Raw genomic sequence first — 25,001 nt, forward strand, 5'->3', positions numbered from 1 at the left:
GAATAAATAGTTGATTGGTGTTTAACCTTAGAGGTGTGGCTATGGTTTTGTTTAATAAATCGACGAATTGGTCTTATCTTGTTTTTTTAATTAAATTTGTTGTTTGAAATTTTGATTAAATTAAAATTTTATGTTTATTTTTAATTCAGGAAATTTTCTTAATATTTTAGTTTTTATTAAATGGGTGGTTTTATATTGAGAGTTTTTAAATATAAGATGGTGGGTTTATTTTTTAAATTACTCAAGAAGTTTTGGGGTTTTATTGACCATACTATTCTAATTCTACAAGGCAGTAATATAGGAGGGCGGATATTGAGTGTTAGTACAAATGCTCAATTCCTGTGTAAGAGTCAGTACAAAATATGAATTTTTATCTTAAATAAGTGTCTCAATAAATATGATGTAATGGCTACGACATGCCGTTTTCCTTGATAAACAAATGAGCCAAGGAAAGTTTTCCGAAGTCAGAGTACGCGTGCACACACGATTTTTTATGGAAAAGCTGAATTGAAGAAAGGGGGGAATAGGACGCGTTTTGCTTAAAAGATCAGCATTAATAAAAGCTTTTGTCACATTTTTTCAGTATATTGCTATTAATTTCTTTATTTATAAATTCTAAGTTTGTATGGAACAGGACCAAGCTCGCATACCTAAATATATTCCTATTCGCGATGCGATTGCCCATGATATTGAATCGGGTGTATTAGAAGCCCACGCAAAACTCCCTTCGGAAAGAGTGCTTTCTGAACAATTCCAAACTACTCGCGTGGCTGCGCGTGAAGCTTTGCTGGCTTTGGAAACCGATGGTTTGATTTATCGTTTAGATCGCCGTGGTTGGTATGTTCGCTCTCCTCGTATTATTTACCATCCGCAATCGACAAAAAACTTTAATCAATTTGTGATTGAACAAGGCTATGAACCTTCTACAGAAGTGATTTCGAGTGAACTTACGCAAGCTACTTCTTGGGATGCCAAGCATTTAAAAGTTGAAAAAGGGCATCCGATTTATTCAGTTTGGCGACGTCGTTGTATTAATGGACGACCTGTTTTGGTTGAACATTTACGTGTGAATGCCGAGCTTTTTCCCGAGTTTTTAACTCATGATCTCAAGCAATCCATTACTTTACTGATGGCAAATCAATATAACTGCCATATCACCAGAGCTGATATTAACCTCTATCCAACGGCTTTATCAGAACAGCAGGCCAAAGCACTGCATGTGAATGTTGGCGCGCTTGGTTTATATATTTGCCGTAGCAACAGAAATGAAGAAGGTGTGATTACCGATGTTGACCAAGAATATTGGCTACATGATGTTTTAGATTTACATTTCGAAGCGCGAGCATAAAAATACAATCTGGTTTAAACCAGATTAATTAAACTGTCATATAAAGCTGTTGAAATACCATCATCAAATAATTGCATTCGATGGTTTGCAGATGAAACAGTATATTCAACAGACAATTAAACTTGGCACTGTATCAGTTTTGGGTGTGGTAGTCGCTATTCAAATGGGATGTTCATCAGCAACATCAAAACAATCAGAAGAAATTACAGTCTATACGGCAGTGGAAGCCGATCAGCTTAAGCAATACCAAGAAGAATTACACAAAGCCTATCCAGAGCTAAAAGTAAAATGGGTACGTGATTCAACAGGGGTGATTACCGCTAAACTTTTGGCAGAGCAGAAAAATCCTCAAGCGGATGTGGTTTTTGGTGTGGCTTTAACTAGCTTACTGGTCATGGAAAAAAAAGACATGCTCGAGCCTTTCAAACCTGAAGGTGTGCAAAATTTAAAACCAGAATTTGTAAGTCAAAAATCTATATCAACTTGGACGGGTATGGACGCATGGGAATCTGCAATTTGTGTCAATAAAGTCGAATTAGAAAAACGTAAGCTACCGATTCCAAAAACTTGGAAAGATCTAACCAACCCAATTTATAAAAACCTGATTGTCATGCCAAACCCAGCCTCAAGTGGCACAGGCTATTTGGATGTCACGGCTTGGATGCAAATTTGGGGCGAAAAGCAGGCATGGGATTATATGCAGGCTTTAGATAAAAACATTTCACAATATCCTCACTCTGGCTCAAAACCTTGCAAGATGGCTGCACAAGGCGAAATCCCAATTGGAGTTTCTTTCGGCTATCCGGCATTTAAATTAAAAGCAGAGGGTGCGCCTTTAGAAGTGGTTTATCCAACTGAAGGTTTAGGCTGGGAAATGGAAGCCTCAGCAATTGTGAAAGGAACCAAGAAATTAAGCAGCGCACAGAAATTTATAAATTGGTCGGTAAGCAAAGCAGCAAATGAAGCCTATGCACACAACTTTTCAATGGTGGCCTATAAAGGCATTGAAAATACAACGATGAGCTTCCCGAAAAATCTTCCTCAAATGTTGGTAAAAAATGATTTCTATTGGGCGGCCGAGCAGCGTGAACGTATTTTGGCTGAATGGTCAAAGCGTTTTGAAAAGTGATCTTTTGGATAAGGGCCTCATTATGCAAATTCCTTCTTCATTGCAATCATCGCTGTTGGGTCAAAACCAAAAGGGCGAGTTAGCAGGGCATTTATTGTCGACACTAACGACCTATAAATATCCTGAACATGGCCCTTCGGTTTTAGAAGTGGTAGATATTCAAAAAAAGTTCCAACACTTTCAGGCTCTAACGCATATTAATTTAGACCTGAAAGCTGGCGAGTTCGTGAGCTTTTTGGGACCTTCTGGATGCGGTAAAACCACATTGCTACGCATTATTGCGGGTCTAGAAAAGCCTGATTATGGAAAAGTCATAAAAAAGGGCACGGACATTACCTTGTTGAGTGCTGAAAAACGTCACTGTGGCATTGTGTTTCAGAACTATGCGTTATTTCCAAACTTAAACGTCGAAGAAAATATTGCTTTCGGCTTAGACAAAAAAAAGTGGGATAAAGCACAGCGTAGTCAACGAGTTCAACAGTTATTAGAACTGATTGAATTACCCGATATTGCTAAAAAATATCCAAATCAATTGTCGGGCGGGCAACAGCAACGTGTTGCGCTTGCTCGGGCAATTGCACCGAAGCCTGATATTTTACTGTTGGATGAACCATTGTCTGCACTCGATGCTCAGGTGCGTCTAAATCTAAGACAAAAGATTCGTTCGATTCAATCACAGCTTAATTTACCAACCATTATGGTCACGCACGACCAAGAAGAAGCATTAAGCATTTCTGACCGTGTTGTTGTCATGAATCATGGGGTCATTGAGCAAATTGATACACCGCACAATATTTACTACAAGCCACAAACCCAATTCGTTGCAAAGTTTATTGGCACCATGAACTTTTTGACAGCCACTTGTTCAGTCGCCAATCAGCTCGAAGTTTTAGGTTTTATTCCCCTAAATTTAGAGCAGCAAAAACTTAAAGCAGGGCAAAGCTATAGCATTGGTTTTAGACCCGAAGCTGTCGAGTTGGTTGATGATTTTGGTAGTGATAAAGAGTCGTTGTATTTGCCAGTTAAAGTATTAAGCACTGAATTTTTAGGTGCAAAACGCCGTTTATTTTGCGCTATTCATATCGATGGAATTGAGCAGGCAAAACACCTTTTGCAAATTGAGATTGAAAATACAAAGTTCAAATCTTTGCAAGAACTCATGTTTATAAAAGTGCCTAATCAGCTCATTCATGTCTTTGACGAACAAGGGTACGCACTATGTTAAATGAAGCTGCTTCAGCGGTTTTAAAAACACAGCCGCGTCGAAAAACTGAATATTCATTAAGATCAAATATTGCTTTGGCTAGCGTTGCAATTGCTTTGACTTTAGCGATTATTGCTCCTTTAATGATGCTGTTTGAAACTGCATTTTTTGATGAAAATCAAAATTTTGTTGGTCTTGAAAATTTTTATAATTATTTTGGTAGTCCAGCTTTACTCAGCTCTGTATTTAACTCGGTGTGGGTTGCTTGTGCTGCCACTGTCATTACAGTAATGCTTGCCAGTATTTATGCTTTTGCACTCACCAATGTGAATATAAAAGGTAAAGGCTTCTTTAAACTGGTGGCTTTTTTACCCATTTTAGCGCCATCACTTTTACCTTCTTTGGCATTGGTTTATTTATTTGGTAAGCAAGGTGTGTTTAAAGCTTTGCTGGGCGATATACAAATTTATGGCCCAATCGGTATTTTAATCAGTTATTGCTTTTGGCTATTTCCAGCAATTTTGATGTTGATGATGGTGTCTTTTCGCAGTGTCGATCAGCGTTTAATTGAGGCATCTCTGTCACTGGGTAAAAATATCTGGAAGACGCATTATCACGTCACACTACCTGCAATTCGGTATGGACTCATCAGTGCAAGTCTAGTGGCTTTTATTTATGTGCTGACCGATTTCGGAATTCCGAAAGTCATTGGCGGTTCATTTAACATGATGGCGCTTGATGTCTATAAACAGATTATTGGTCAGCAAAACATGAGCATGGGTGCAGTGATTTCCATCTTCTTATTGCTACCAGCAGTGTTTGTATTTATTTTTGATCGAATACAAAGCAAACGCCATGCGCGGTTTCAGGCCTTTCAGGCTAAACCTTATGTTTCAGCATCGAATAAAAAACTTGAAGTTGTTCTAAGCATATTTTGTGGTTTGGTTTCAGGTTCGATTTTACTGATTATCTTTACTGCAGTGTTGGCTTCATTTATTCAGTCTTGGCCTTATGAGTTGTCTTTGACCTTAGCACATTACAGTTTTGAATATGTCGATGGCGGCGGTTGGGCAGCGTACTTTAACTCGGTTCGCATGGCACTTTTTAGTACGGTTTTTGGAACAGCACTGATTTTTATGGTGGCACTGTTAACCGAACGTTTTAAGGCACATCCACTTATTAAAAACTATGTACAAGCTTTGGTTTTATTGCCACTCGCTGTGCCGGGATTGGTCTTGGGTATTGCTTATATTTTGTTTTTTAACCAGCAAAGCAACCCGTTAAATGTGCTGTATGGAACCATGACCATTTTGGTGATTTCAACCATCATGCATTATTACACTGTGCCGCATCTGACTTTAACCAATGCCATTAAACAGATTCCGATACAACTCGATCAGGCAGCAGGAACTCTAGGTACATCGAAGTGGAAAACCTTTTGGAAAGTCTATTTGCCCATGTGTTTCCCAGCGCTATGCGATGTATCGGTCTATGTTTTTGTAAATGCCATGACCACTGTATCGGCTGCTATTTTCCTCTATTCACCAGACACCAGTTTAGCTGCGGTGGCTGTTTTAAATATGGATGATGCAGGAGATAGCGTTGCTGCTGTTGCCATGAGCATTTTGATTTTAACCACCTCATGTGTTGTAAAACTCATTCACTGGTTATTTACCCGAAAAATTATGGCAAGAAGTCAGCAGTGGCGTGAAAGCTCTCATTAACTAGCGTTTAGCTAAACACAATTTTTATTTAAGCGACACAAACGAAATGCTTTGTTCAACAAGGCAAGGGTTTGTTCATCCTGAATTTCGCAAATTGGAAGTCTTATGAGTAACGTACAGTTTGATTTAATTATTGTCGGTGCTGGTATTTTAGGCTTGTCCGCTGCCATACAAGCGCAAGAACAAGGCTTAAAAGTTTGTATATTCGAGAAAAATGCCAAGCCTGTGGGGGCAACTCGTCGTAATTTTGGTATGGTTGGAACATCGACTTTAACCCATCCAGAGCAACAGTGGCAAAAGTACGCGCTTGAAACACGTTCTTTTTACCAACGTATTCAAGCTGAAACCGATATTTCATTTGTTCAAAGACAAGGTGTTTATCTCGCCAATACGGCACTTGAATGGCAGGTTTTAAATGAGTTTGCCGAGCGTGCAAATAACTACCAAATTCCTGTGCATTTACGAAGTCATGATGAGCTGGTCACCCAATTTTCTTATTTAAATCCTTCGCAGCAGTTTCAAGGCGGCTTGGTTTTTGAAGAAGATTATTCGGTCGAACCACATGTGATTGGGCTGCGACTGTTGGCATATGCCGAAAGTAAAGGCGTAAAGATTTATACCAATGCTTGTGTTGTTCAAACTCAATATCAACATAGAAGCTGTCACGTTCGTTTAGCAAATGGCGAGGTATATCAGGCAAATAAAGTTTTGATCTGTCACGGTGAAATCATCGATGTTTTATATCCAGATCTATTACAAAGCTTGAATCTGAAACGTTGTGGCTTACAAATGGCGCTGACTCAACGGTTTCGCCAAAACTTAAATGCTTCTCTTTATTCAGGTTTATCCATTTCACGTTATCCAGCTTTTGAAATTTGCCCAAGTCATGCTGAGCTGGTTAAAGCATCGCAGCAGGGGCTGATCAAAGAGTTCGGCATTCATATTCTGATTAAACAAAACGAATTTGGCGAACTGATTGTGGGCGATAGCCACGAATATCATTCGATTAATGAAGCGCCTCAGTTTGAGCAGCGTGAAGAGATTAATGAGTTTATTCAAACGTACTGCCACGAAAAACTAGGGCTGACTTTACCTCCAATTCAAAAACGCTGGAATGGTTATTACCTGACCCATGAACATGAGTTGGCCTGTGTCACTGAAGCTGAAAAAAACATCTTTCTGGTGAGTGCGATTGCAGGTAAAGGCATGACCACAGGGGCCGGATTTATGAAAGAAGTTTTAATACAAAATATTTATTAGTTTGTAATCTGATTTAAACCAGATTGATGTGTATTGAAATTAACGCGAACAAGATGAGCAACATTATGAACATGCAACCACAACTCGATATGGACTTAGAGAACAAATATTTGCTTCTAACGCCAGGTCCGTTATCAACATCAGCGACAGTACGCCGTGCCATGCAAAAAGACTGGTGTACTTGGGACCAAGAATATAATTCGCTTGTACAAGATATTCGCTCTCGTCTAGTCAACTTAGCAACCAGCCAACCTGAAAAATATACGGCTGTGTTAATGCAAGGCAGTGGAAGTTTTGCTGTGGAGTCTGTGCTTGGGTCAGCTATTCCGCGTGATGGCAAAATCTTGATTATCAATAACGGCGCATACGGTGCACGTATGGTGCAAATGGCGCGTTGCCTAAATATTGAAGTTGTCGAACTGAACTACTTAGAAACCCAAACACCAGATTTACAAGAGATTGAGCGCGCTTTAGAAGATAAAACCATTAGCCATGTTGCTTGTGTGCACTGTGAAACCACCACAGGTATTTTAAATCCGATTCAAGACATTGGCCGTTTGGTGAAAGCAGCAGGAAAAATCTGGATTGTAGATGCCATGAGTTCATTTGGCGGTGTACCCATGGATATGGCTGAGCTTGAAATTGATTTTCTGATTTCAAGTGCGAATAAATGTATTCAAGGTGTTCCGGGCTTTGGTTTTATTTTGGCGAAGCGTGATTGCTTAGATGCATGTAAAGGTTTAGCTCGTTCAGTCAGCCTCGATTTATATGATCAGTGGAATATCATGGAGCAGCATAACGGCAAATGGCGTTTTACCTCGCCGACTCATGTGGTACGTGCTTTTTATCAAGCATTGCTTGAGCTTGAGGTAGAAGGTGGAGTTGCTGCACGTTATCAACGTTATTTACAAAACCAGCAAACCTTATCGAAAGGTATGCAACAGCTTGGTTTTGAGCTAGTACTCGGTGAAGAGTGCCCGCAATCACCAATTATCACCACATTCCTTTACCCGACAGTTGAAACATTTAGCTTCCAGTCATTTTATGAAACGCTAAAAAAATCGGGCTATGTGATTTATCCGGGCAAAGTCACAGATCTCAACTGCTTCCGTATTGGCAATATTGGCGAAGTTTATATTCACGACATTGAAGGACTTCTTACTGCAATTGCGAGTTACTGCAAAAGCCATCTAAATCAAGCTGTAACAGCATAATTTTTATTAAATTAAAAGGAATACATCATGACAACCAACAATACACAAATTCAGGCTGTTGTTTTTGACTGGGCTGGCACCACTGTAGATTTTGGCTCACGTGCACCCATTTTAGCTTTTATGGCGTTATTTAAAGACAACAAAGTTGAAATTACGGTTGAAGAAGCGCGTGCTCCAATGGGCTTGGAAAAACGTGACCATATTGCTGCTGTTTTAAAAATGCCACGTGTGGCAGCTGCATGGCAGGAAGTCTATGGGAAGCCTGCAACTGAAGCAGATATTGACCGTTTATATAAAGACTTTATTCCGTATCAGTTAAATTCTATTCCGAAATGTTCTGCTTTAATTCCGGGTGCATTGGAAACGTTTGAAAATATTAAAAAGCGTGGTGCAAAAATTGGCAGTAACACGGGCTATGCATCTATGATGATCGGTCGTTTGGTTAAAGATGCTGCCGATCAGGGCTACCGTCCAGACTGTATCGTTACTGCCAGCGATGTGAAATTTGGCCGTCCATATCCTGAAATGTTGTGGAAGAATTTAATTCAACTTGACGTATCCGATATTAAAACCGTTGTAAAAGTAGACGATACCGTGGTGGGTATTGATGAAGGTTTAAATGCAGGATGCTGGACAGTCGGACTTGCGATTAGTGGCAATGAAGTCGGCTTAAGTTTTGATGAGTGGTGTGCATTATCAGCCGATGAACAGATTGTTCTAAAAGATAAGGCATATCAAAAAATGAATGCATCGGGCGCTCACTATGTGATTGATAGTGTCGCTGACTTGCCAAATGTATTAGATGATATTGAACGCCGTTTGGGGCAAGGTGAACGTCCTTAATCAAATATTTGCGTAAAAAAACTGCTATAAAGCGGGTTTTTGAAAGCTGGAAATGCTTTTATTGGTGAGATTTAAAAGAAGAATATGTACATTATGAAGTCTTTTATAATTATTTATAAACTTCATAATGTATTTTTAGGTATTAATGAATCTTCTGGAGTATCTAATAAGATCTTAGGAATTAGTTTTAGTACTCACTATTTTAATAGGTTGATTTTAATATTTTAGCTAGACAACGCATCTCGTCCTATAGTTAAAATTGCAATCGTTAAGAATAGAAGTGATGGAACATAATCAAACCATGATGCTTTTTGTATAATGGATTTTAATTTGCGAGCCATTACACCTACAGTCATATTTACACAGATCCCACCAAAGTTAAATATTAAGCCATATAATAGGAAATATAGCCAAGCTGGATGAGAATCCGAAGATATAAATTGTGGTAACAAACTAACAAAGAAGAGACCAATCTTTGGATTAGACAAGTTAATTAACATACCTTTGCTAAATGAATAACGAGCTGATTCTATAGAATTTTGTGAAGGAATATTTGAGCTTTCTATTGATTTACGTTTGGGCCACGCTACATAAGCAAGATATAGTAAATATAAAGCGCCAGTGAATTGAAGAATTTTATATAACAGAGGAATTTGTTGAAATACAAACATTAATCCAAATGCTGATAACAATACATAGAAAAATACGCCAAATTCAACTCCTGCTGCTGCTTTTAGTCCTGCTTTTATTCCATATTTTAATGATTGATTCATTACATAAAACATAGCAGGGCCGGGTGCTAAATTAATTACTAGCGCAGTTAGAACAAAAGATAAAAAACTATAATTCATTACTTGTTATTTCCATCAAGTTGTTTTTTAGAATGCAAAGTCGGAAAAGGCTTATAATGCTTCAAAATATAATTTATTTCTATGTTTTTTATAATTTTGTTTTTTAAATTGATTGATTAATATATCGGTTTTTAATGGTTGTGAAATTGGATTTTATTGTTAATATTAATTTAAATTTATCTTAACTTTATTTTAAGTAATGTTAATAAATTAAATCTTTTAATTGAGAATAACAAAAAGTGTATTAAGGAATATCTAATATTTTGAAAAATTAGCTATAACAGAAAAACGATCCCAAATTTGAATTTGTTCAGTAAGTTTTGTTGAGTACTATTTATAGTAAAAAAATTTATATCGTATTTTTCTACAACTACGGGGGAATTGAAATGCGAAATTTTACCTAGTGATTAAATTTGTAATTTTAGACTCATCAGTTTTTGGTAGGAAAAACCAGTTGAGCCAATGAAATAGAGGGTTAACATAAGCATTAAAACGTGAATTTTCATCAAATATTGAAGTTGTATAAGGACTAAGGAAAGAAAATCATGAATGCTTATTATCAATTACTGAATAGAACAATTGGTCCTCAAGGCGAAGTTATTGCTCATTATTGCTCAACTGTTCATGCGCAAGGAGCTTGGAACCCTCATGAACAGCATATGGCCCCTGCAAGTGGCGTAATCGCAGCAGAGTTAGAGCAGTTTTCACCACGACAAGATATGCGAATTGGTCGAATTAGTTTTGATATTTTTGGATTGATTGCATTTGGTGAATTTACGATTAAGACACATGTGATTCGTGCCGGTAAAACCATTGAACTGATTGAAGCTGAAATGCAAGCACAAGGTAAAACTTGTATTGTGGCTAGAGCATGGCGTATGTGTACTCAAGACAGTTCCGATATTGCTGGGCTTGAAGATCAGCCAGTTCATCATCCAGATACTTTTACCGAATGGACAGGTATGAAAAGATGGCCGGGTGGTTTTATCCAGACACTAGTCACTAAAACTGATGATCAGCATCGCGCGGGTAAAGGCATTGTTTGGCTCAATAACGATAACGAAATGGTTGAAGGGCAGCCGACGACAGATTTTGCCCATTTGATTGGCATGATAGATACAGCAAACGGGATTGTGCCAAGACAAGAAGGCGAATTTACGTGGGGCTTCCCAAATCTTGATTTGCAAGTTCACATGCACCGTTATCCGCAAGGTAAATGGTTAGGTCTGGAAACCGTTCAGCAATATGGCTCAGATGGTATTGGTTTAACCAGTGCGGTTTTACATGACGTGTATGGCCCATTTGGACGAAGTGAGCAGATTTTGACGTTACGTAAAATGACTAAATAAATTTTTGAGCCAATAAAAAAGTCATCCCTATGGATGACTTTTTTATTTTGAGATTTAATTTTTAGTTACGGACTTTTAGCAGTGTTGGTGTAAGTTCATCCCAACGTTGTTTTGCAGCGTCCATTGCTTTCATTTTGATATGTCCATAACCGCGGACTTCTGCTGGTAATTTTGCAATTTGCTCAGCAACTGCCAAGTTATGATTGTCTGGTGCTTCAACAAGTGCTTCAACAAATGCGATGTAACGATCACGCCATGCTTGTTCGTGTTGACGTTCTTCTTGACGTGCAAATGGGTCAAGGAAAGTTTCACGAAGCCATTGTAAGCGAGCAAGCATCATCATTGGGAAGCGCATCCAGTAACCAAACGCACGTTTACGGACATTTTTCAGACCACCAAGTAATGCTGGTGGAGCAAGATGATATGTTAAACGTAAGCCTTTACCAAACTGGGTTTCAATCGATTCTTTGAAGCTCTTACCTGTTAAAAGACGGGCAACTTCATATTCATCTTTATACGCCATAACTCTATAAAGCTGAGTTGCAATGGTACCCGTTAATTCTTCTGGTAACTTTTTAGCTGCAAGTTCTACAAGTGTGCGGTATTTAGCTGCATAAGCTTCATTCCAGTAGTCTGTTAAACGAGCAGAACGGTCTTCAACAAGTTCAGTCAAAGTTTGCGGAGTTTTGGTTTTTGGCATTGCCGCAACTAAGCGTGCAGCTAAAGTCGGGTCACTTGCAAGATGACAACCCACACGGAAAGCTTCTAGGTTCTTTTCAACAGCAGTACCATTTAAGCGAATTGCTTTTTCAATGCTTTCACGTAATAGCGGAATGCGACCAGACTGCCATGCCATACCGAGTAATAACTGGTTGGTATAAATTGAATCACCTAAGAGTTGTGTTGCAATACGAGCTGCTGGCAAAGAAACCAGTTGACCTTGACGAACACGACCACGGAGGCGATCAATTAAATCGCTAATAGGTGCATACCAGTCACGAGATTTAATAAACTCAGAAGTAGGAGTACTGTCTTCATTCACAATGACTAGAGCATCATCTTTTAAGCGAGAGAGAGCAGCACTACCACCAGCGACTACCGCATCTGCACCAATGAGTAATTCACATTGACCTGCCGGAATTTTGGTAGAAGAAATTTGCTCATCAGTTGCTGCAAGTTGTACGTATGAATAAACCGTACCGCCTTTTTGGGCAAGTCCAGCCATGTCCATAACACGTGTTGCTTTACCTTCGAGGTGAGCCGCCATACCAAGCAGTGCACCAATAGTCACAACACCTGTACCGCCAATACCACCGACCATAATACGACTTGGAACATCATATAACTGAGGAATAACGGGTGATGTCGGCCAGCCTGCACCAATACCTTCAAATTTAGCTGGACGTTTCATATCACGTGTATGAACAGTCACGAAACTAGGGCAGAACCCTTCGGCACAAGTGAAGTCTTTATTACAGCTACTTTGGTTAATTTGACGTTTAGTCCCTAAAGCAGTCTCTACAGGTTCAATAGATAAACAGTTTGATTTTTTAGAACAGTCGCCACAACCTTCGCAAATATCACTATTAATGTATAAACGCTCAGCTGGGTCAGGGTAGGCATCACGTTTACGGCGACGGCGTTTTTCACTGGCACAGGTTTGTACATAAATTAAAGCGGTTACACCTGAAACTTCACGTAGCTCACGTTGAACTGCATCAAGCTCATTACGGTGGCGAATTTCTACACCCGCTGCAATACCGTCTTCTTCATTTAATAATTTAACTTCATCAGTGACAATCACTTGTTTTTTAATACCTTCGGCAGCGAGCTGGCGAGTTAACTGTGCAACGCTCAAATGCCCATCTACATGCTGACCACCTGTCATAGCGACCGCATCGTTGTAGAGAATTTTGTAGGTAATATTAATTTTTGCAGCGATAGATTGACGAATTGCTAAGTAACCAGAGTGGAAATAGGTTCCATCACCAAGGTTTGCAAAAATGTGTTTTTCATTGGTAAATGGTGATGCACCCACCCAACTTACACCTTCACCGCCCATTTGAGAGAACGTTTCGGTACCACGGTCAAGTGAAACGGCAATATAGTGGCAACCAATACCACCAAGTGCACGGCTACCTTCAGGGACGACTGTTGATGAGTTATGTGGGCAACCACTACAGAAATACGGTTTACGTTCAGCAAGGTCAATCACACGTTTTGATTCTTGCTCTGCTTTTAGCAGTAAGTCGATTCTGCTTTGAATTTGTACTTTTAAGCTTTCTGGAATATCGAGTTTTAAGAAGCGAGCAGCCAGCATTTTTGCAATCGGTTCAGGCTGATACTCATAGTGACCAATGAGTGGTGCTTCTTCAATAGAGGTACTCCATTCACCTTTGCCATCAATCGCTTTACCAATAACACGAGGACGTTTGTCATCAGGAAGTGAGTACAACTCATCTTTAATTTGTGTCTCAAGAATTGGTCGTTTTTCTTCAACAACAATTAGCTCTTCTAAACCTTCGGCAAATTCACGTAGACCTTGTGGTTCTAGAGGCCAAATCAGCCCAACCTGATAAACACGTAACCCAAGCTGTTGGGCAGTTTCATCTTCAATACCTAAAATGCGTAAGGCTTCAATCGTATCTAAATAACCTTTACCACTTGCAGCAATACCAATACGGGCATTTTCACAAGGCCATGTAACGGTGTTGATTTTATTCGCACGGGCATAAGCCAAAACAGCAGGTAAGCGATATTTATAAAGACGTTCTTCTTGCTGAATGCCATGATCTGGCCAACGAATATTGACGCCACCCTCTGGGAAATTGACATCTTCAGGTATAACCGGGGTAACACGGTCTAGGTCGACATGAACTGAAGCGGAAGTTTCCACAATTTCACTGACTAGCTTCATTGAAGACCAAAGGCCAGAAAAACGTGAAACTGCAATGGCGTGAACACCAAAGTCTAAAATTTGTTGAACGGATGTTGGGTAGAAAATTGGAATACCGCAACCAATCATGACATGTTCAGACTGGTGAGGGATTGTAGAAGATTTACATGAGTGGTCATCACCAAATAAAGCAACGACACCACCACGTTCAGAGGTACCAGCTAAGTTAGCATGGCGGAGTACATCGCCTGAACGGTCAACACCCGGGCCTTTACCATACCACCATGAAGACACTCCATCATATTTGCCTTGGCCTGAAAGGTTAACTTGTTGCGTACCCCAAATTGCGGTAGCAGCCAAGTCTTCGTTTACACCAGGTTGAAATACAACATTATGGGATTTAAGTAATCCTTGAACTTGCCAAAGGAAACTATCATAGTTACCAACAGGAGAACCGCGATAACCAGAAATAAAACCAGCAGTATGATAACCATTAATTGCGTCACGGCGAGTTTGGGCAAGGGGCAACCGAACAAGTGCCTGAATGCCAGTCATATATGCTGTACCGTTATCACTTACATATTTATCTTCAAGTGACACATCCTTTGTTGCAATAATATTTGGAGTGACTTTTGTAGCTATATTCATTTATATCTCCTTAGAATTTTTAGTAGCTCGGACTACTTTCTTTTTTCAACATCCAGTTGAATATTTGGAGCAAGTGACATACGAAATAAAAAAAGATCGGTTCCTCTTCTTAAAAAGAATTAGTGCCAATGTATGTACATTTAGTCATTGTGGTTGAACTAAACTGGTGCAACAATCCGTAATTTAGGAAAACATATTTACGTTATGCGCAAAAATCTCGATGGTGGACTATTGCATGCAATGCATGCATTCCTGAAAGTGATTGATAGCGGGAGTTTCACAGCAGCAGCTGAGCAGATGGATCTGACCACAGCACAGGTTTCACGTCTTATCAGCGAGCTAGAAACACGCTTAGGTACAAAATTAATACAACGCTCAACCCGCCAGCAGGCACTGACCGATATTGGTGCGACTTATGCGGAGCGGTGTCGCCAAGTTATTTCAATGGTGGATGAAGCGGAGTCAGAAGTAACAGGAACGGCTTCTAAACCGAAAGGACGTTTACGTGTATTAAGCATGGGCAGCTTTGGGCATCATTATGTTTTTCCAGTAATGGCCGAGTTTTGTAAGCATTACCCCGAACTAACCGTGGAATATACGACCTCACAGTACGTTCCAGATCTATTGGCAAAAGGGGTCGATGTCAGTCTTTATCTGACTGAATCATTAACAGACTCTCGTTTTGTTGCGCGCAGAATTGGCACTATTTTTTCTGTTTTATGTGCTTCACCTGCTTACCTCGAAAAACATGGTGTGCCTGAGTCCCCAGAAGACTTAAAAAATCATGCCTGTTTACGCTTAGTAAACCCGTCTATTACACCAGATTGGCACTTATTAAATGCAAAGGGTGAGTCTTACCAAATTGATACTGGCGGGCAACTCATTGCAGATAACCCTGAATTATTGTTAGATGTGGTGCAACAAGATATGGGCGTGGCGTTATTGCCGATGTTTTCGGCTTTAGATGCGGTTCAAAATGGAAGATTATGTCATATATTGCCAGAGTGGCGTTCGCCCGATATAGGGGTTTATACCTTGTTGCCTTCACGCCATTTTATCGATGCCAAAACACGTGCATGGTTAGATTGGGTGGAAGAATATATTTCCCCAAGAATTGAAATGGATGCATCTTATTTTTATAAATAATGAGATAAATTTTTAAGGATTAAGCTAGAAAAGGATGAAGAATAATACGGGTTTAGAACAAAAATAGGTTAGAGAATGCTTCTTTTAAAAGAGGCATTTAATACAGAGATAAATAATAGATTTTAAAAAAATTGCATGAGGGATTTATTCCCAATTCCTGAACAGAATGAGATAAAAAAGAGAGAGGATGATCTGGTACTTTGCCTAATATTAAGCCTTATACCAGATGCAGACCTATTTTAATTGATTATTAGGCACACTTGGTTTGCCAATACGCATTTGCATAGTTCGACAAGCTTTTTCGGTTTAATACGTTGCTAATATTTTTGCTGGCTTGCATCAGTTTTTCTAAGTCAATGCCAGTTTCAAAGCCCATGTGTGACAGCAAATAAAATAGATCTTCGGTCGATACATTGCCAGAAGCACCTTTGGCATAAGGGCAACCGCCAAGTCCTGCAAGAGACGAATCAAAAACACGAATGCCTTGTTGTAAAGACTGATAAATATTGGCAATCGCCATGCCATAGGTATTGTGGAAGTGCCCAGCCAAAACCTTGCTGTCGAGTTCAGCGAGGCATGCTTGCCAAACCTTTTGAACGCGATCTGGTGTTGCTGTGCCAATAGTTTCACCTAAAGACACCTCATAGCAGCCCATGTCATAGAGCCGTTTCACAACTTTCACCACTTGCTCAGGAGCAATTGCACCTTCATAAGGACAGTCGACAACACAAGAGACATAACCGCGCACACGGATGTTATGTGCTTTTGCCGCGCTCATGACATCGCTAAATTTTTCAAAGCTTTCATCAATAGAGCAGTTGATATTTTTGCGGGTAAAACTTTCAGAAGCTGCGGTAAACACCGCAACCTCTTTGCATCCTACCGCTTGAGCAGTTTCAAAACCTTTAATATTGGGAGTGAGCAGACTAAATTGCACATCGGTTGTTTGAGGTAATAACTTAAATAGCTCGTCACTTTGAGCCATTTGCGGTACCCATTTTGCCGAAACGCATGAACCGACTTCAATGGATTTTAGGCCTGCACTGATTAGGTCATTAATAAAGTTTAAGCGTTGTTCGACAGTTAAAGCCTGCTTTTCATTTTGGAGGCCGTCTCTGGGACCGACCTCCACGATTTTGACAAACTCACTCATGCAACTTCCTCCTGAGCAGGCTGAAATTCCACAAGCTCATCGCCAGCTTTGACCTGATCACCGACTTGGAAATAGGAGTCTACAATCACGCCATCTTTAGGGGCGCGGATGGTATATTCCATTTTCATTGCTTCAAGCGTCATTAAAATATCGTCTTTCTTCACGCTATGATTTGCACTGACTAGCACTTGTGTAACCACACCCGGCATTGGTGCTTTTAAGTGACCTTCATCGGCTTGGCTATCTGCCTGATTAAAGTCTTGGCGAATATAAGCAAACTTATAGCTTTGACCATTTTGGAACAAGGTAATGCCTTGCTGACTTTGGTTAAAAGGTAGCTTTTGCTGAGTCTCACCAATTTGAACAGAGGCAGTATGTGCATCAATCAATTGACCTGAAATTGGGTAGCTTTGCCCATTATATTCTGCGGTGAAGCCATCTTCATTTGAGGCAAATTTAATTTGAATATTTTGGTTTAAATAGTTCAGTTTAATACTGTGCTGATAGGCAATATTTAAACGCCAAAGCGGTTGAGCCTGCCAAAGCTGTTTTTGGCTTGAACTGTTGTTATTAAGTTGGCTTAAAAACTCAATAAATGCCGCTGCTACCACCAGTTCCGGTTTGATCTCTTCAGGGCTAAACAAGAAGTTTTGTTCACGTTGAATCAGGTTGGTATCAAGCTTGGCTTGTTTAAACGATTCGCTACGAACAATCTTTTCCAGAAAGGCAATATTGTTGCCTAAACCATCGACATGGAATTGGCTTAAAGCATTTTGCATTTGAATAAGTGCAGCTTCACGGTTTTTACCCCATACGATGAGTTTGGCAATCATTGGGTCGTAATAGGTCGTGATTTCATCGCCTTCAATAATACCGCTGTCTACACGCACATATTGGTTTTGAGTTGGATAGCGCAAATAGTCGATTTTACCAATAGCAGGTAAAAAGCCTTTTTCTGGTTCTTCAGCGTAAATCCGCGCTTCAAGCGCATGTCCGTGAATTTTTAATTCGTTTTGTAGTTTAGGTAAAGGTTCGCCATAAGCGACGCGAAGTTGCCACTCGACCAAGTCTTCACCTGTAATCATTTCAGTAACAGGGTGCTCGACTTGCAGACGGGTATTCATTTCCATGAAATACGCCGTACCGTCTTGTTCCACAATAAACTCAACCGTACCTGCACCAACATAATTTACCGCTCGTGCAGCATCAATTGCAGCTTGGCGCATTGCATCGAGCTTCTCGCTTGGCATTTGTGGAGCAGGGGCTTCTTCTAACACTTTTTGGTGACGGCGTTGTACCGAACAATCACGTTCAAACAAATGTACATAGTTGCCATGTGTATCGCCAAACACTTGCACTTCAATATGGCGCGGTTGAATCACATAACGCTCAATCAAGACATCATCATTACCAAAGCTCGATTTGGCTTCACGTTTACAAGAGGCTAAGGCATGCAGAAAATCTTCACTGCGTTCAACTAGACTCATGCCTTTACCACCGCCGCCAGCACTGGCTTTAATTAAAACAGGATAGCCAATTCGGTCTGCCTGTTGCTTTAAAAAGTCAGCATCTTGGTTGGTTCCGTGATAACCCGGTGTTAAAGGAACACCTGCTTTTTCCATTAAAGCTTTAGAGGTTGCTTTTAAGCCCATCGCTAAAATGGCGTCCACTGGCGGGCCAATAAAGCAAATGTTGTGTTGTTGGCAAGCGAGTGCAAACTGGTCATTTTCAGAAAGGAAGCCGTAACCCGGATGAACCGCTTGGCTGCCTGTATCAATCGCCGCTTGTATAATACGGTCAACCTGTAAATAACTTTGTGTTGCAGGGGACTGACCAATATAAACCGCTTCATCTGCAAGTTTGACGTGTTGTGCATTTGCGTCTGCATCTGAGTAAACGGCAACCGTTCTAATACCTAATTTTTTAGCTGTACGAATTACGCGGCAGGCAATCTCGCCACGGTTCGCAATTAAAATCTTTTCAAACATGATGATCGTCCTTAATTGTTGTTATTCGAGTTAGAAACCCAAGCAGGCTGTTGTTTATTTAAAAAGGCACTTAGACCTTCTTTTGCCTCACTGCCTTGACGAACTTGAGCAATATGATGTGCTGTCTGTTGCAGCAAGTCATTGCTCATGGTCTGGTTGCTCACCATTTGAATGAGTTGTTTTGAAGCCGCTTGAGCGTGCGGGCCACCGAGTAATAGAGCATCAATAATTTCTTGAACTTTTTTATCTAAGTCTTCAGCATCTGCTACTTCGTGTGCTAAACCAATTTGCTTGGCTTCACGTGCTGAAATCCGCTCGGCAGTTAAGAAGTAACGGGAAGCTTGTCTTGCACCAATCGCACGAATCACATAAGGACTAATGGTAGATGGAGCAAGACCTAAACGAACTTCAGAGGTTGCAAACTTGGCATCAGTGCTGGCAATGCAAATATCACATGCCGATGCTAAGCCCATACCGCCGCCAAAGGCAATGCCATGCACGCGAGCAATAGTCGGTTGTTTAAGTGTTGCAAGTGCATCAAGCATTTGCGCAAGTTTTAATGCATCTGCTTCATTTTCTGCTGAAGATGCCTGACCTGCCTGTTTCATCCAGTTGAGGTCGGCACCTGCCGAAAAGCTTTTGCCGCGACCCGCTAAAACCACAACACGAATATCATCACGTGTATTGATTTGTTTAAAGCAAGCATGCAGCTCTTCAATGACTGTGGTGTTGAATGCATTGTGCAATTCAGGGCGGTTCAGCCAAATATAGGCAACCTGACCTTGTTGTTCGAGTTGTAAAAATTGATAGCTCATATACACCTCTTACATGCGGAACACGCCAAATTTGGTTGGCTGGATTGGAGCGTTCATAGCGGCGGCAAGGCTTAAACCAAGTACCTGACGAGTTTGAGCTGGATCAATTACGCCGTCATCCCAAAGGCGGGCAGAAGCATAGTAAGGATGGCCTTGACGTTCATATTGTTCACGAATCGGTTGTTTAAATTCATCTTCTTCTTGTGCTGACCACTCGGCACCTTTCTGCTCAATCTGATCACGTTTTAAAGTCGAGAGTACGCTTGCTGCTTGCTCACCGCCCATCACTGAAATACGAGAGTTAGGCCATGTCCATAAAAAGCGTGGTGAATAAGCACGTCCGCACATACCGTAGTTACCTGCACCAAAAGAACCGCCAATAATTAGGGTGAGTTTTGGTACATTTGCGGTTGCAACTGCCATCACTAATTTGGCGCCGTTTTTTGCAATTCCTTCATTTTCATACTGGCGACCGACCATGAAGCCAGTAATGTTTTGTAGGAATAACAATGGAATATTACGCTGGGTGCATAACTCAATAAAGTGCGCACCTTTTTGTGCAGACTCAGAGAATAAAATCCCGTTATTGGCAATAATGCCAACTGGCATACCATAGAGTGAAGCAAAACCAGTAATCAGTGTTGAGCCAAAGCGTGCTTTAAACTCATCAAAACGAGAGCCATCTACAATACGGGCAATCACTTCACGTACATCAAAAGGCTTACGCGCATCACTTGGCACCACGCCATAGAGTTCCGATGCATCAAATAGAGGCTCATCGACTTGTTTATTTAAGTCATTTGGCTTTTTATTAAGGTTAGCGACAATGTTTCGTGCAATCGCAATTGCATGTTCATCATTTTCAGCTAAATGGTCAGCTACACCCGAAAGACGTGTGTGGACATCACCACCGCCTAAGTCTTCACTACTCACCACTTCGCCAGTTGCAGCTTTTACTAGAGGAGGGCCGCCTAAGAAAATCGTACCTTGATTACGTACAATAATCGTTTCATCAGACATGGCCGGAACATAAGCACCACCTGCGGTGCAGCTTCCCATTACCACAGCAATTTGGGCAATACCAAGACTCGACATGCGTGCCTGATTATAGAAAATGCGCCCGAAATGATCTCGGTCTGGGAAGACTTCGTCTTGCATTGGTAAATAGGCACCGCCTGAATCTACCAAATAAATACAAGGTAAATGATTTTGTTCGGCAATTTCTTGTGCGCGTAAATGCTTTTTAACCGTAAGTGGGTAATACGTTCCACCTTTAACCGTTGCATCGTTGGCAACGATCATACAAGTAATGCCGTTGACTTGACCAACACCTGCAATCACACCCGCAGCAGGAACATCATCTTCATAAACGTTGTACGCTGCCAACTGACCAATTTCTAAAAATGCCGTACCGACATCAATCAGTTGATCAATACGTTCACGGGGTAAAAGTTTACCTCGAGCCAAATGTTTTTGACGGGCATTTTCACCACCGCCTAAAGCAATACGCTGGGCAACTTGTTTGAGATCTGTGACCAATGTTTGCATGGCTTGCTGGTTAGTTTTGAAGTCTTCACTTCGAACATTAATCTTGCTTTGTAATTGGTTCATAAGATGCATCCTTATTTATAATTATTATTTGGTTTCATTGAAGAGTTCGCGGCCAATCAACATACGGCGAATTTCAGAAGTTCCTGCACCAATTTCATAAAGTTTTGCATCACGCCATAAACGGCCAGCAGGGAATTCATTGATATAACCGTTACCGCCTAAAGTTTGAATTGCTTCACCAGCCATCCATGTTGCTTTTTCGGCAGCATATAAAATGGCACTTGCGGCATCTTTACGTAGGCTGCGGTCATGGTCAGCTTTGTCACACGCAGCACCAACAGCGTAGACGAGGGCTTTACATGCCAACCATGTTGAATACATATCGGCAAGTTTGCCTTGCATAAGCTGGAATTCACCTAAAGCTTGGCCAAACTGTTCACGTTGATGTAAATAAGGAATCACGACATCTAAACAGGCATCCATAATACCTAAAGGGCCAGCACTTAAAACTGCACGTTCATAGTCCAAACCACTCATGAGTACTTTTGTACCGTTACCCACGCCGCCGAGTACGTTTTCAGCAGGTACTTCTACATTGTCAAAGAACAGCGGGTAAGTGTTAGAGCCACGCATACCGAGTTTGTCTAAATGGTTACCGTGACTAAAGCCTTTCATGCCTTTTTCAATTAAGAAAGCGGTCATGCCTTTCGCACCAGCTTGCGGATCAGTTTTAGCGTAAACCACAAGTACATCTGCATCACCACCGTTGGTGATCCACATTTTTGAACCGTTTAAAACGTAGTGATCACCTTTTTGCTCAGCACGTAATTTCATGCTGACGACATCAGAACCCGCATTCGGTTCAGACATCGCAAGGGCACCCACATATTCACCGGAAATTAATTTTGGTAAATACTTTTGTTTTTGCTGCTCGTTACCGTTACGGTTAATCTGGTTTACACATAAATTAGAATGAGCACCGTAAGACAAACCAATGGCTGCCGAAGCACGAGAAATTTCTTGCATAGCAATAATATGAGCTAAATAACCCATATTGGCACCGCCATATTCTTCAGAAACCGTCATACCTAAAAGGCCCATATCTCCGAATTTTTTCCAGAGATGTGCAGGGAATTTGTTGTCTTGATCAACTTGTTGGGCAATTGGTGCGATTTCCTTTGCACAAAATGCGGCTACCGAATCTTGAAGCGCAATTAAAGTTTCATCTAGACCGAAATTCAAGCTGCGTAGGTTCATGATATTTTCATCCTATTGGTTATATTTGTTGTCCATAAAATATTTTGTGGGTATTTGATAAGTAACATACAATGATTTTTTGAAAAAGTGAATACAGATTCATAAAATGATTTACAATTCATTTTATTTGTTAGAGAATAAATTATGAGCTATAAACGATCATCTTTAATGCAAGAGCGGATGGAGCAAAATCGTAAATCGATTTTGAATTCAGCCAGAAAAATAATTTCAGAGGGAGGATTTAAGGACGCGCAAATACAAACAATTGCAGAGCAAGCGGGTGTATCTAGTGGACTGGTTTATCGCTACTTCGATAATAAAAGCCAAGTGCTAATTGAAGTTTTGTCTGATGCCATTAATACAGAGCTATTGGTGATTGATTCGATTACCGAAAGTGATTTATCGGCAAAGCAGAAATTACACAAGGCGGTGGCAACCTTTGTAAAACGGGCACTCAATAGTCCTCAGCTTGCATATTCACTCATGTTTGAACCCGTCGATTCAACGGTTGAACATGAGCGTTTTCGTGTGAAGCAATTGATTAAACAAAGTATTAAAAAAATACTTGCGGATGGAAATGCAAGTGGTGAGTTTGTCTTGGATGATTTAAACACAGCAGCACTTTGTGTAGTCGGTGCTATGACCTATGTGGTGGTTGAACCCCTAGACCCAGCTCAAAATACAAAGTTTGATCATGCGCATAAAGACTATTTTTCAAAACAGATTGCTGACTTTTGTGTAGACGCTGTGCAGAAGAAATAGGGCATATAAAGGTTAAAACAACACAAAATAAGTAGTTTGGAAAAGTAGTTGCAGTAACAACAATTAGATCAGGTAAGAAGAGAATTAGAAGAATCAAGGAGAATGATTCAATGCAACAAGAACGGTTAAGCTACGCCTCGGGACCAAGCACACAGCCCTTATTGGGTATGACCATTGGTGAACAATTTGATCAGGCCTGTCGGCAATATGCTGAAAAGGAAGCAATCGTTAGTTTTCATCAAAACAGACGATTAACCTATAAAGCTTTACAAGATGAAGTAAATGCTTTTGCTTGTAGCCTTTTAAAATTGGGATTAAGAAAAGGAGATCGATTAGCGATCTGGTCGCCTAATTGTGTGGAATGGACGGTAACCCAATTTGCAGCTTTTAAAGCAGGGATTATTTTAGTCAATCTCAATACAGCTTATAAAAGCCATGAACTTGAATATGTGTTGAATAAAGTCTCATGCAAAGGATTGATTATTGCTTCTCAATTCAAAACGACTGATTACCAAGAATTACTCACAAAAATTGCCCCTGAATTAACTAATAGTCCAGATAAAGTGCTCAGTTCAGAGCGACTACCACATTTAAAATTTGTCATTAAAATTGATGACCAACAACATACGGGTATTTATCGCTTTAGTGATTTAGTTGCTACCCCAACTTCTGAACAGCTAGAACAATTAAAACAATTAGCGAAGCAACATCAGTTTGATGAAACCATTAATATCCAATTTACCTCAGGTACAACAGGTAACCCTAAAGGGACCATGTTGACCCATCATAATATTTTAAATAATGGTTATTTTGTCGGTGAAGGGATACGTTTAACCCCTCAAGATAAAGTCTGTATTTCTGTGCCTTTATTTCATTGTTTTGGCATGGTGATGGGGAATCTGGCGTGTGTGACGCATGGGTCAACCATGGTCTATCCATCGGCGGTATTTAATCCTTTAGAAACTTTAAAAGCGATTCATCAAGAACGTTGCACGGCAGCTTATGGCGTGCCAACCATGTTTATTGCGACATTAGAACATGAACAGTTTAATGAATTTGATCTATCGAGCTTAAGAACGGGCATTATGGCGGGAAGTCCTTGTCCACGTGAAATTATGCAGCGTGTTATAGACCGAATGCATATGTCAGAAATTACCATTTGTTATGGCATGACTGAAACCTCGCCAGTGAGTGTACAAAGTTCGGTAAACGATTCAATCGATAAACGGGTAAGCACAGTTGGGCATGTTCATCCGCATGTTGAAATTAAAATTGTCGATTTAGAAGGACAGATTGTTCCGCAAGGGACTTTAGGTGAATTATGTGTTCGTGGTTATTCCGTGATGGCTGGTTATTGGGGTGAAGAAGAAAAGACCAAAGAGGTCATTGATTCAGCTGGCTGGATGCATACGGGTGATATTGCCGAAATGGATCAAGACGGTTTTATTAAAATTAAAGGCCGTATTAAAGATGTGGTGATTCGTGGTGGGGAAAATCTGTTTCCAAAAGAGATTGAAGACTTTTTATATACCCATCCAGATGTAAGCGATGTCCAAGTCATTGGCTTACCAGATGCCAGATATGGTGAAGAACTCTGTGCTTGTATTATTTTGCATGAGCATCATCAAATTGATGAAGACAGCATTCGTCAATTCTGCAAAGAACACATTTCCCATAATAAAGTGCCGCGTTATGTCCGATTCTTCAATGAGTTTCCAATGACTGCTTCTGGTAAAGCTCAAAAGTTTAAATTGCAGGAAATTATGCGAGCTGAACTTAATTTAACGGGAAATGTCTTTGACTAAATAAGTCAAAAGCTCGGTCAAAGTGCAGCAAAGGAAAATCGAAATACGGTTTAAATAG

At 40.4% G+C, this 25,001-nt stretch carries 18 protein-coding genes; 11 read left to right on the top strand and 7 right to left on the bottom strand.

What is annotated here, in order from left to right; all coding sequences use genetic code 11:
- Positions 1 to 625: 625 nt before the first annotated feature.
- From ACH8JV_RS09580 to phnX, 7 genes are all read left to right on the top strand, one after another.
- Positions 626 to 1,348 carry a UTRA domain-containing protein gene (locus tag ACH8JV_RS09580; protein ID WP_000434318.1) on the top strand — a complete coding sequence of 241 codons (723 nt, stop codon included), beginning with the start codon at positions 626 to 628 and terminating at the stop codon, positions 1,346 to 1,348.
- 91 nt (positions 1,349 to 1,439) lie between these two features.
- The gene (locus ACH8JV_RS09585; RefSeq protein WP_396520933.1) at positions 1,440 to 2,477 is read left to right on the top strand and encodes a putative 2-aminoethylphosphonate ABC transporter substrate-binding protein; all 1,038 of its coding nucleotides are present in this window, start codon (positions 1,440 to 1,442) and stop codon (positions 2,475 to 2,477) included.
- 22 nt (positions 2,478 to 2,499) lie between these two features.
- Positions 2,500 to 3,702: an ABC transporter ATP-binding protein gene (locus tag ACH8JV_RS09590; protein WP_396520935.1), complete on the top strand. Its 1,203-nt coding sequence runs from the start codon at positions 2,500 to 2,502 to the stop codon at positions 3,700 to 3,702.
- Positions 3,696 to 5,405, top strand: a complete 1,710-nt coding sequence (locus ACH8JV_RS09595) for a putative 2-aminoethylphosphonate ABC transporter permease subunit (protein WP_396520937.1) — start codon at positions 3,696 to 3,698, stop codon at positions 5,403 to 5,405. Before ACH8JV_RS09590 ends, ACH8JV_RS09595 begins: the two co-directional genes overlap by 7 nt.
- Positions 5,406 to 5,510: 105 nt before the next feature.
- A complete protein-coding gene (locus tag ACH8JV_RS09600; protein WP_396520939.1) occupies positions 5,511 to 6,665 on the top strand; it encodes a TIGR03364 family FAD-dependent oxidoreductase in 1,155 nt (384 codons plus the stop codon).
- 26 nt (positions 6,666 to 6,691) lie between these two features.
- Positions 6,692 to 7,879, top strand: a complete 1,188-nt coding sequence (gene phnW, locus ACH8JV_RS09605; RefSeq protein ID WP_396520941.1) for a 2-aminoethylphosphonate--pyruvate transaminase — start codon at positions 6,692 to 6,694, stop codon at positions 7,877 to 7,879.
- A 27-nt stretch (positions 7,880 to 7,906) separates the two neighbouring features.
- The gene (gene phnX, locus ACH8JV_RS09610; RefSeq protein ID WP_396520943.1) at positions 7,907 to 8,722 is read left to right on the top strand and encodes a phosphonoacetaldehyde hydrolase; all 816 of its coding nucleotides are present in this window, start codon (positions 7,907 to 7,909) and stop codon (positions 8,720 to 8,722) included.
- 224 nt (positions 8,723 to 8,946) lie between these two features.
- Here the strand turns inward: phnX and ACH8JV_RS09615 are convergent, their stop codons facing one another.
- Positions 8,947 to 9,573: a LysE family translocator gene (locus ACH8JV_RS09615; RefSeq protein ID WP_396520945.1), complete on the bottom strand. Its 627-nt coding sequence runs from the start codon at positions 9,571 to 9,573 to the stop codon at positions 8,947 to 8,949.
- Positions 9,574 to 10,118: 545 nt separating this feature from the next.
- On the opposite strand from ACH8JV_RS09615, the gene ACH8JV_RS09620 reads away from it, so the two are divergent.
- The gene (locus ACH8JV_RS09620) at positions 10,119 to 10,922 is read left to right on the top strand and encodes a thioesterase family protein (RefSeq protein ID WP_202724020.1); all 804 of its coding nucleotides are present in this window, start codon (positions 10,119 to 10,121) and stop codon (positions 10,920 to 10,922) included.
- A gap of 61 nt (positions 10,923 to 10,983) precedes the next feature.
- Here the strand turns inward: ACH8JV_RS09620 and ACH8JV_RS09625 are convergent, their stop codons facing one another.
- Positions 10,984 to 14,466, bottom strand: a complete 3,483-nt coding sequence (locus ACH8JV_RS09625; RefSeq protein WP_396520947.1) for an indolepyruvate ferredoxin oxidoreductase family protein — start codon at positions 14,464 to 14,466, stop codon at positions 10,984 to 10,986.
- Positions 14,467 to 14,670: 204 nt separating this feature from the next.
- On the opposite strand from ACH8JV_RS09625, the gene ACH8JV_RS09630 reads away from it, so the two are divergent.
- Complete coding sequence (locus tag ACH8JV_RS09630) at positions 14,671 to 15,612, top strand: LysR family transcriptional regulator (protein WP_004793070.1); 942 nt, start codon at positions 14,671 to 14,673, stop codon at positions 15,610 to 15,612.
- A 250-nt stretch (positions 15,613 to 15,862) separates the two neighbouring features.
- Here the strand turns inward: ACH8JV_RS09630 and ACH8JV_RS09635 are convergent, their stop codons facing one another.
- The 5 genes from ACH8JV_RS09635 to ACH8JV_RS09655 are packed head-to-tail and all read right to left on the bottom strand — an operon-like array spanning position 15,863 to position 22,376.
- Positions 15,863 to 16,765 carry a hydroxymethylglutaryl-CoA lyase gene (locus ACH8JV_RS09635; RefSeq protein ID WP_396520949.1) on the bottom strand — a complete coding sequence of 301 codons (903 nt, stop codon included), beginning with the start codon at positions 16,763 to 16,765 and terminating at the stop codon, positions 15,863 to 15,865.
- Complete coding sequence (locus tag ACH8JV_RS09640) at positions 16,762 to 18,753, bottom strand: acetyl/propionyl/methylcrotonyl-CoA carboxylase subunit alpha (RefSeq protein WP_396520951.1); 1,992 nt, start codon at positions 18,751 to 18,753, stop codon at positions 16,762 to 16,764. The genes ACH8JV_RS09635 and ACH8JV_RS09640 overlap by 4 nt, the downstream gene beginning before the upstream one ends.
- Positions 18,754 to 18,764: 11 nt before the next feature.
- Positions 18,765 to 19,568 (bottom strand): enoyl-CoA hydratase/isomerase family protein, encoded by an 804-nt coding sequence (locus ACH8JV_RS09645; RefSeq protein WP_029424159.1) that lies wholly within the window; start codon positions 19,566 to 19,568, stop codon positions 18,765 to 18,767.
- A gap of 9 nt (positions 19,569 to 19,577) precedes the next feature.
- Positions 19,578 to 21,179, bottom strand: coding sequence for a carboxyl transferase domain-containing protein (locus ACH8JV_RS09650; RefSeq protein WP_017481557.1), 1,602 nt, complete (start codon positions 21,177 to 21,179; stop codon positions 19,578 to 19,580).
- Between the two features lie 24 nt (positions 21,180 to 21,203).
- Positions 21,204 to 22,376 carry an isovaleryl-CoA dehydrogenase gene (locus ACH8JV_RS09655; protein ID WP_114271627.1) on the bottom strand — a complete coding sequence of 391 codons (1,173 nt, stop codon included), beginning with the start codon at positions 22,374 to 22,376 and terminating at the stop codon, positions 21,204 to 21,206.
- A 144-nt stretch (positions 22,377 to 22,520) separates the two neighbouring features.
- Between ACH8JV_RS09655 and ACH8JV_RS09660 the strand changes: the two genes are divergently transcribed.
- Together ACH8JV_RS09660 and ACH8JV_RS09665 are read left to right on the top strand one after the other, a co-directional pair.
- Entirely contained in the window at positions 22,521 to 23,138 is a 618-nt protein-coding gene (locus ACH8JV_RS09660) for a TetR/AcrR family transcriptional regulator (protein ID WP_000120687.1), read from the top strand.
- A gap of 110 nt (positions 23,139 to 23,248) precedes the next feature.
- On the top strand, positions 23,249 to 24,943 hold the full coding sequence (locus ACH8JV_RS09665) for an AMP-binding protein (RefSeq protein WP_396520954.1): 1,695 nt from the start codon (positions 23,249 to 23,251) through the stop codon (positions 24,941 to 24,943).
- Positions 24,944 to 25,001 lie beyond the last annotated feature (58 nt).

Source organism: Acinetobacter sp. ABJ_C5_2, from assembly GCF_044538485.1.
Lineage (GTDB): Bacteria > Pseudomonadota > Gammaproteobacteria > Pseudomonadales > Moraxellaceae > Acinetobacter > Acinetobacter nosocomialis_A.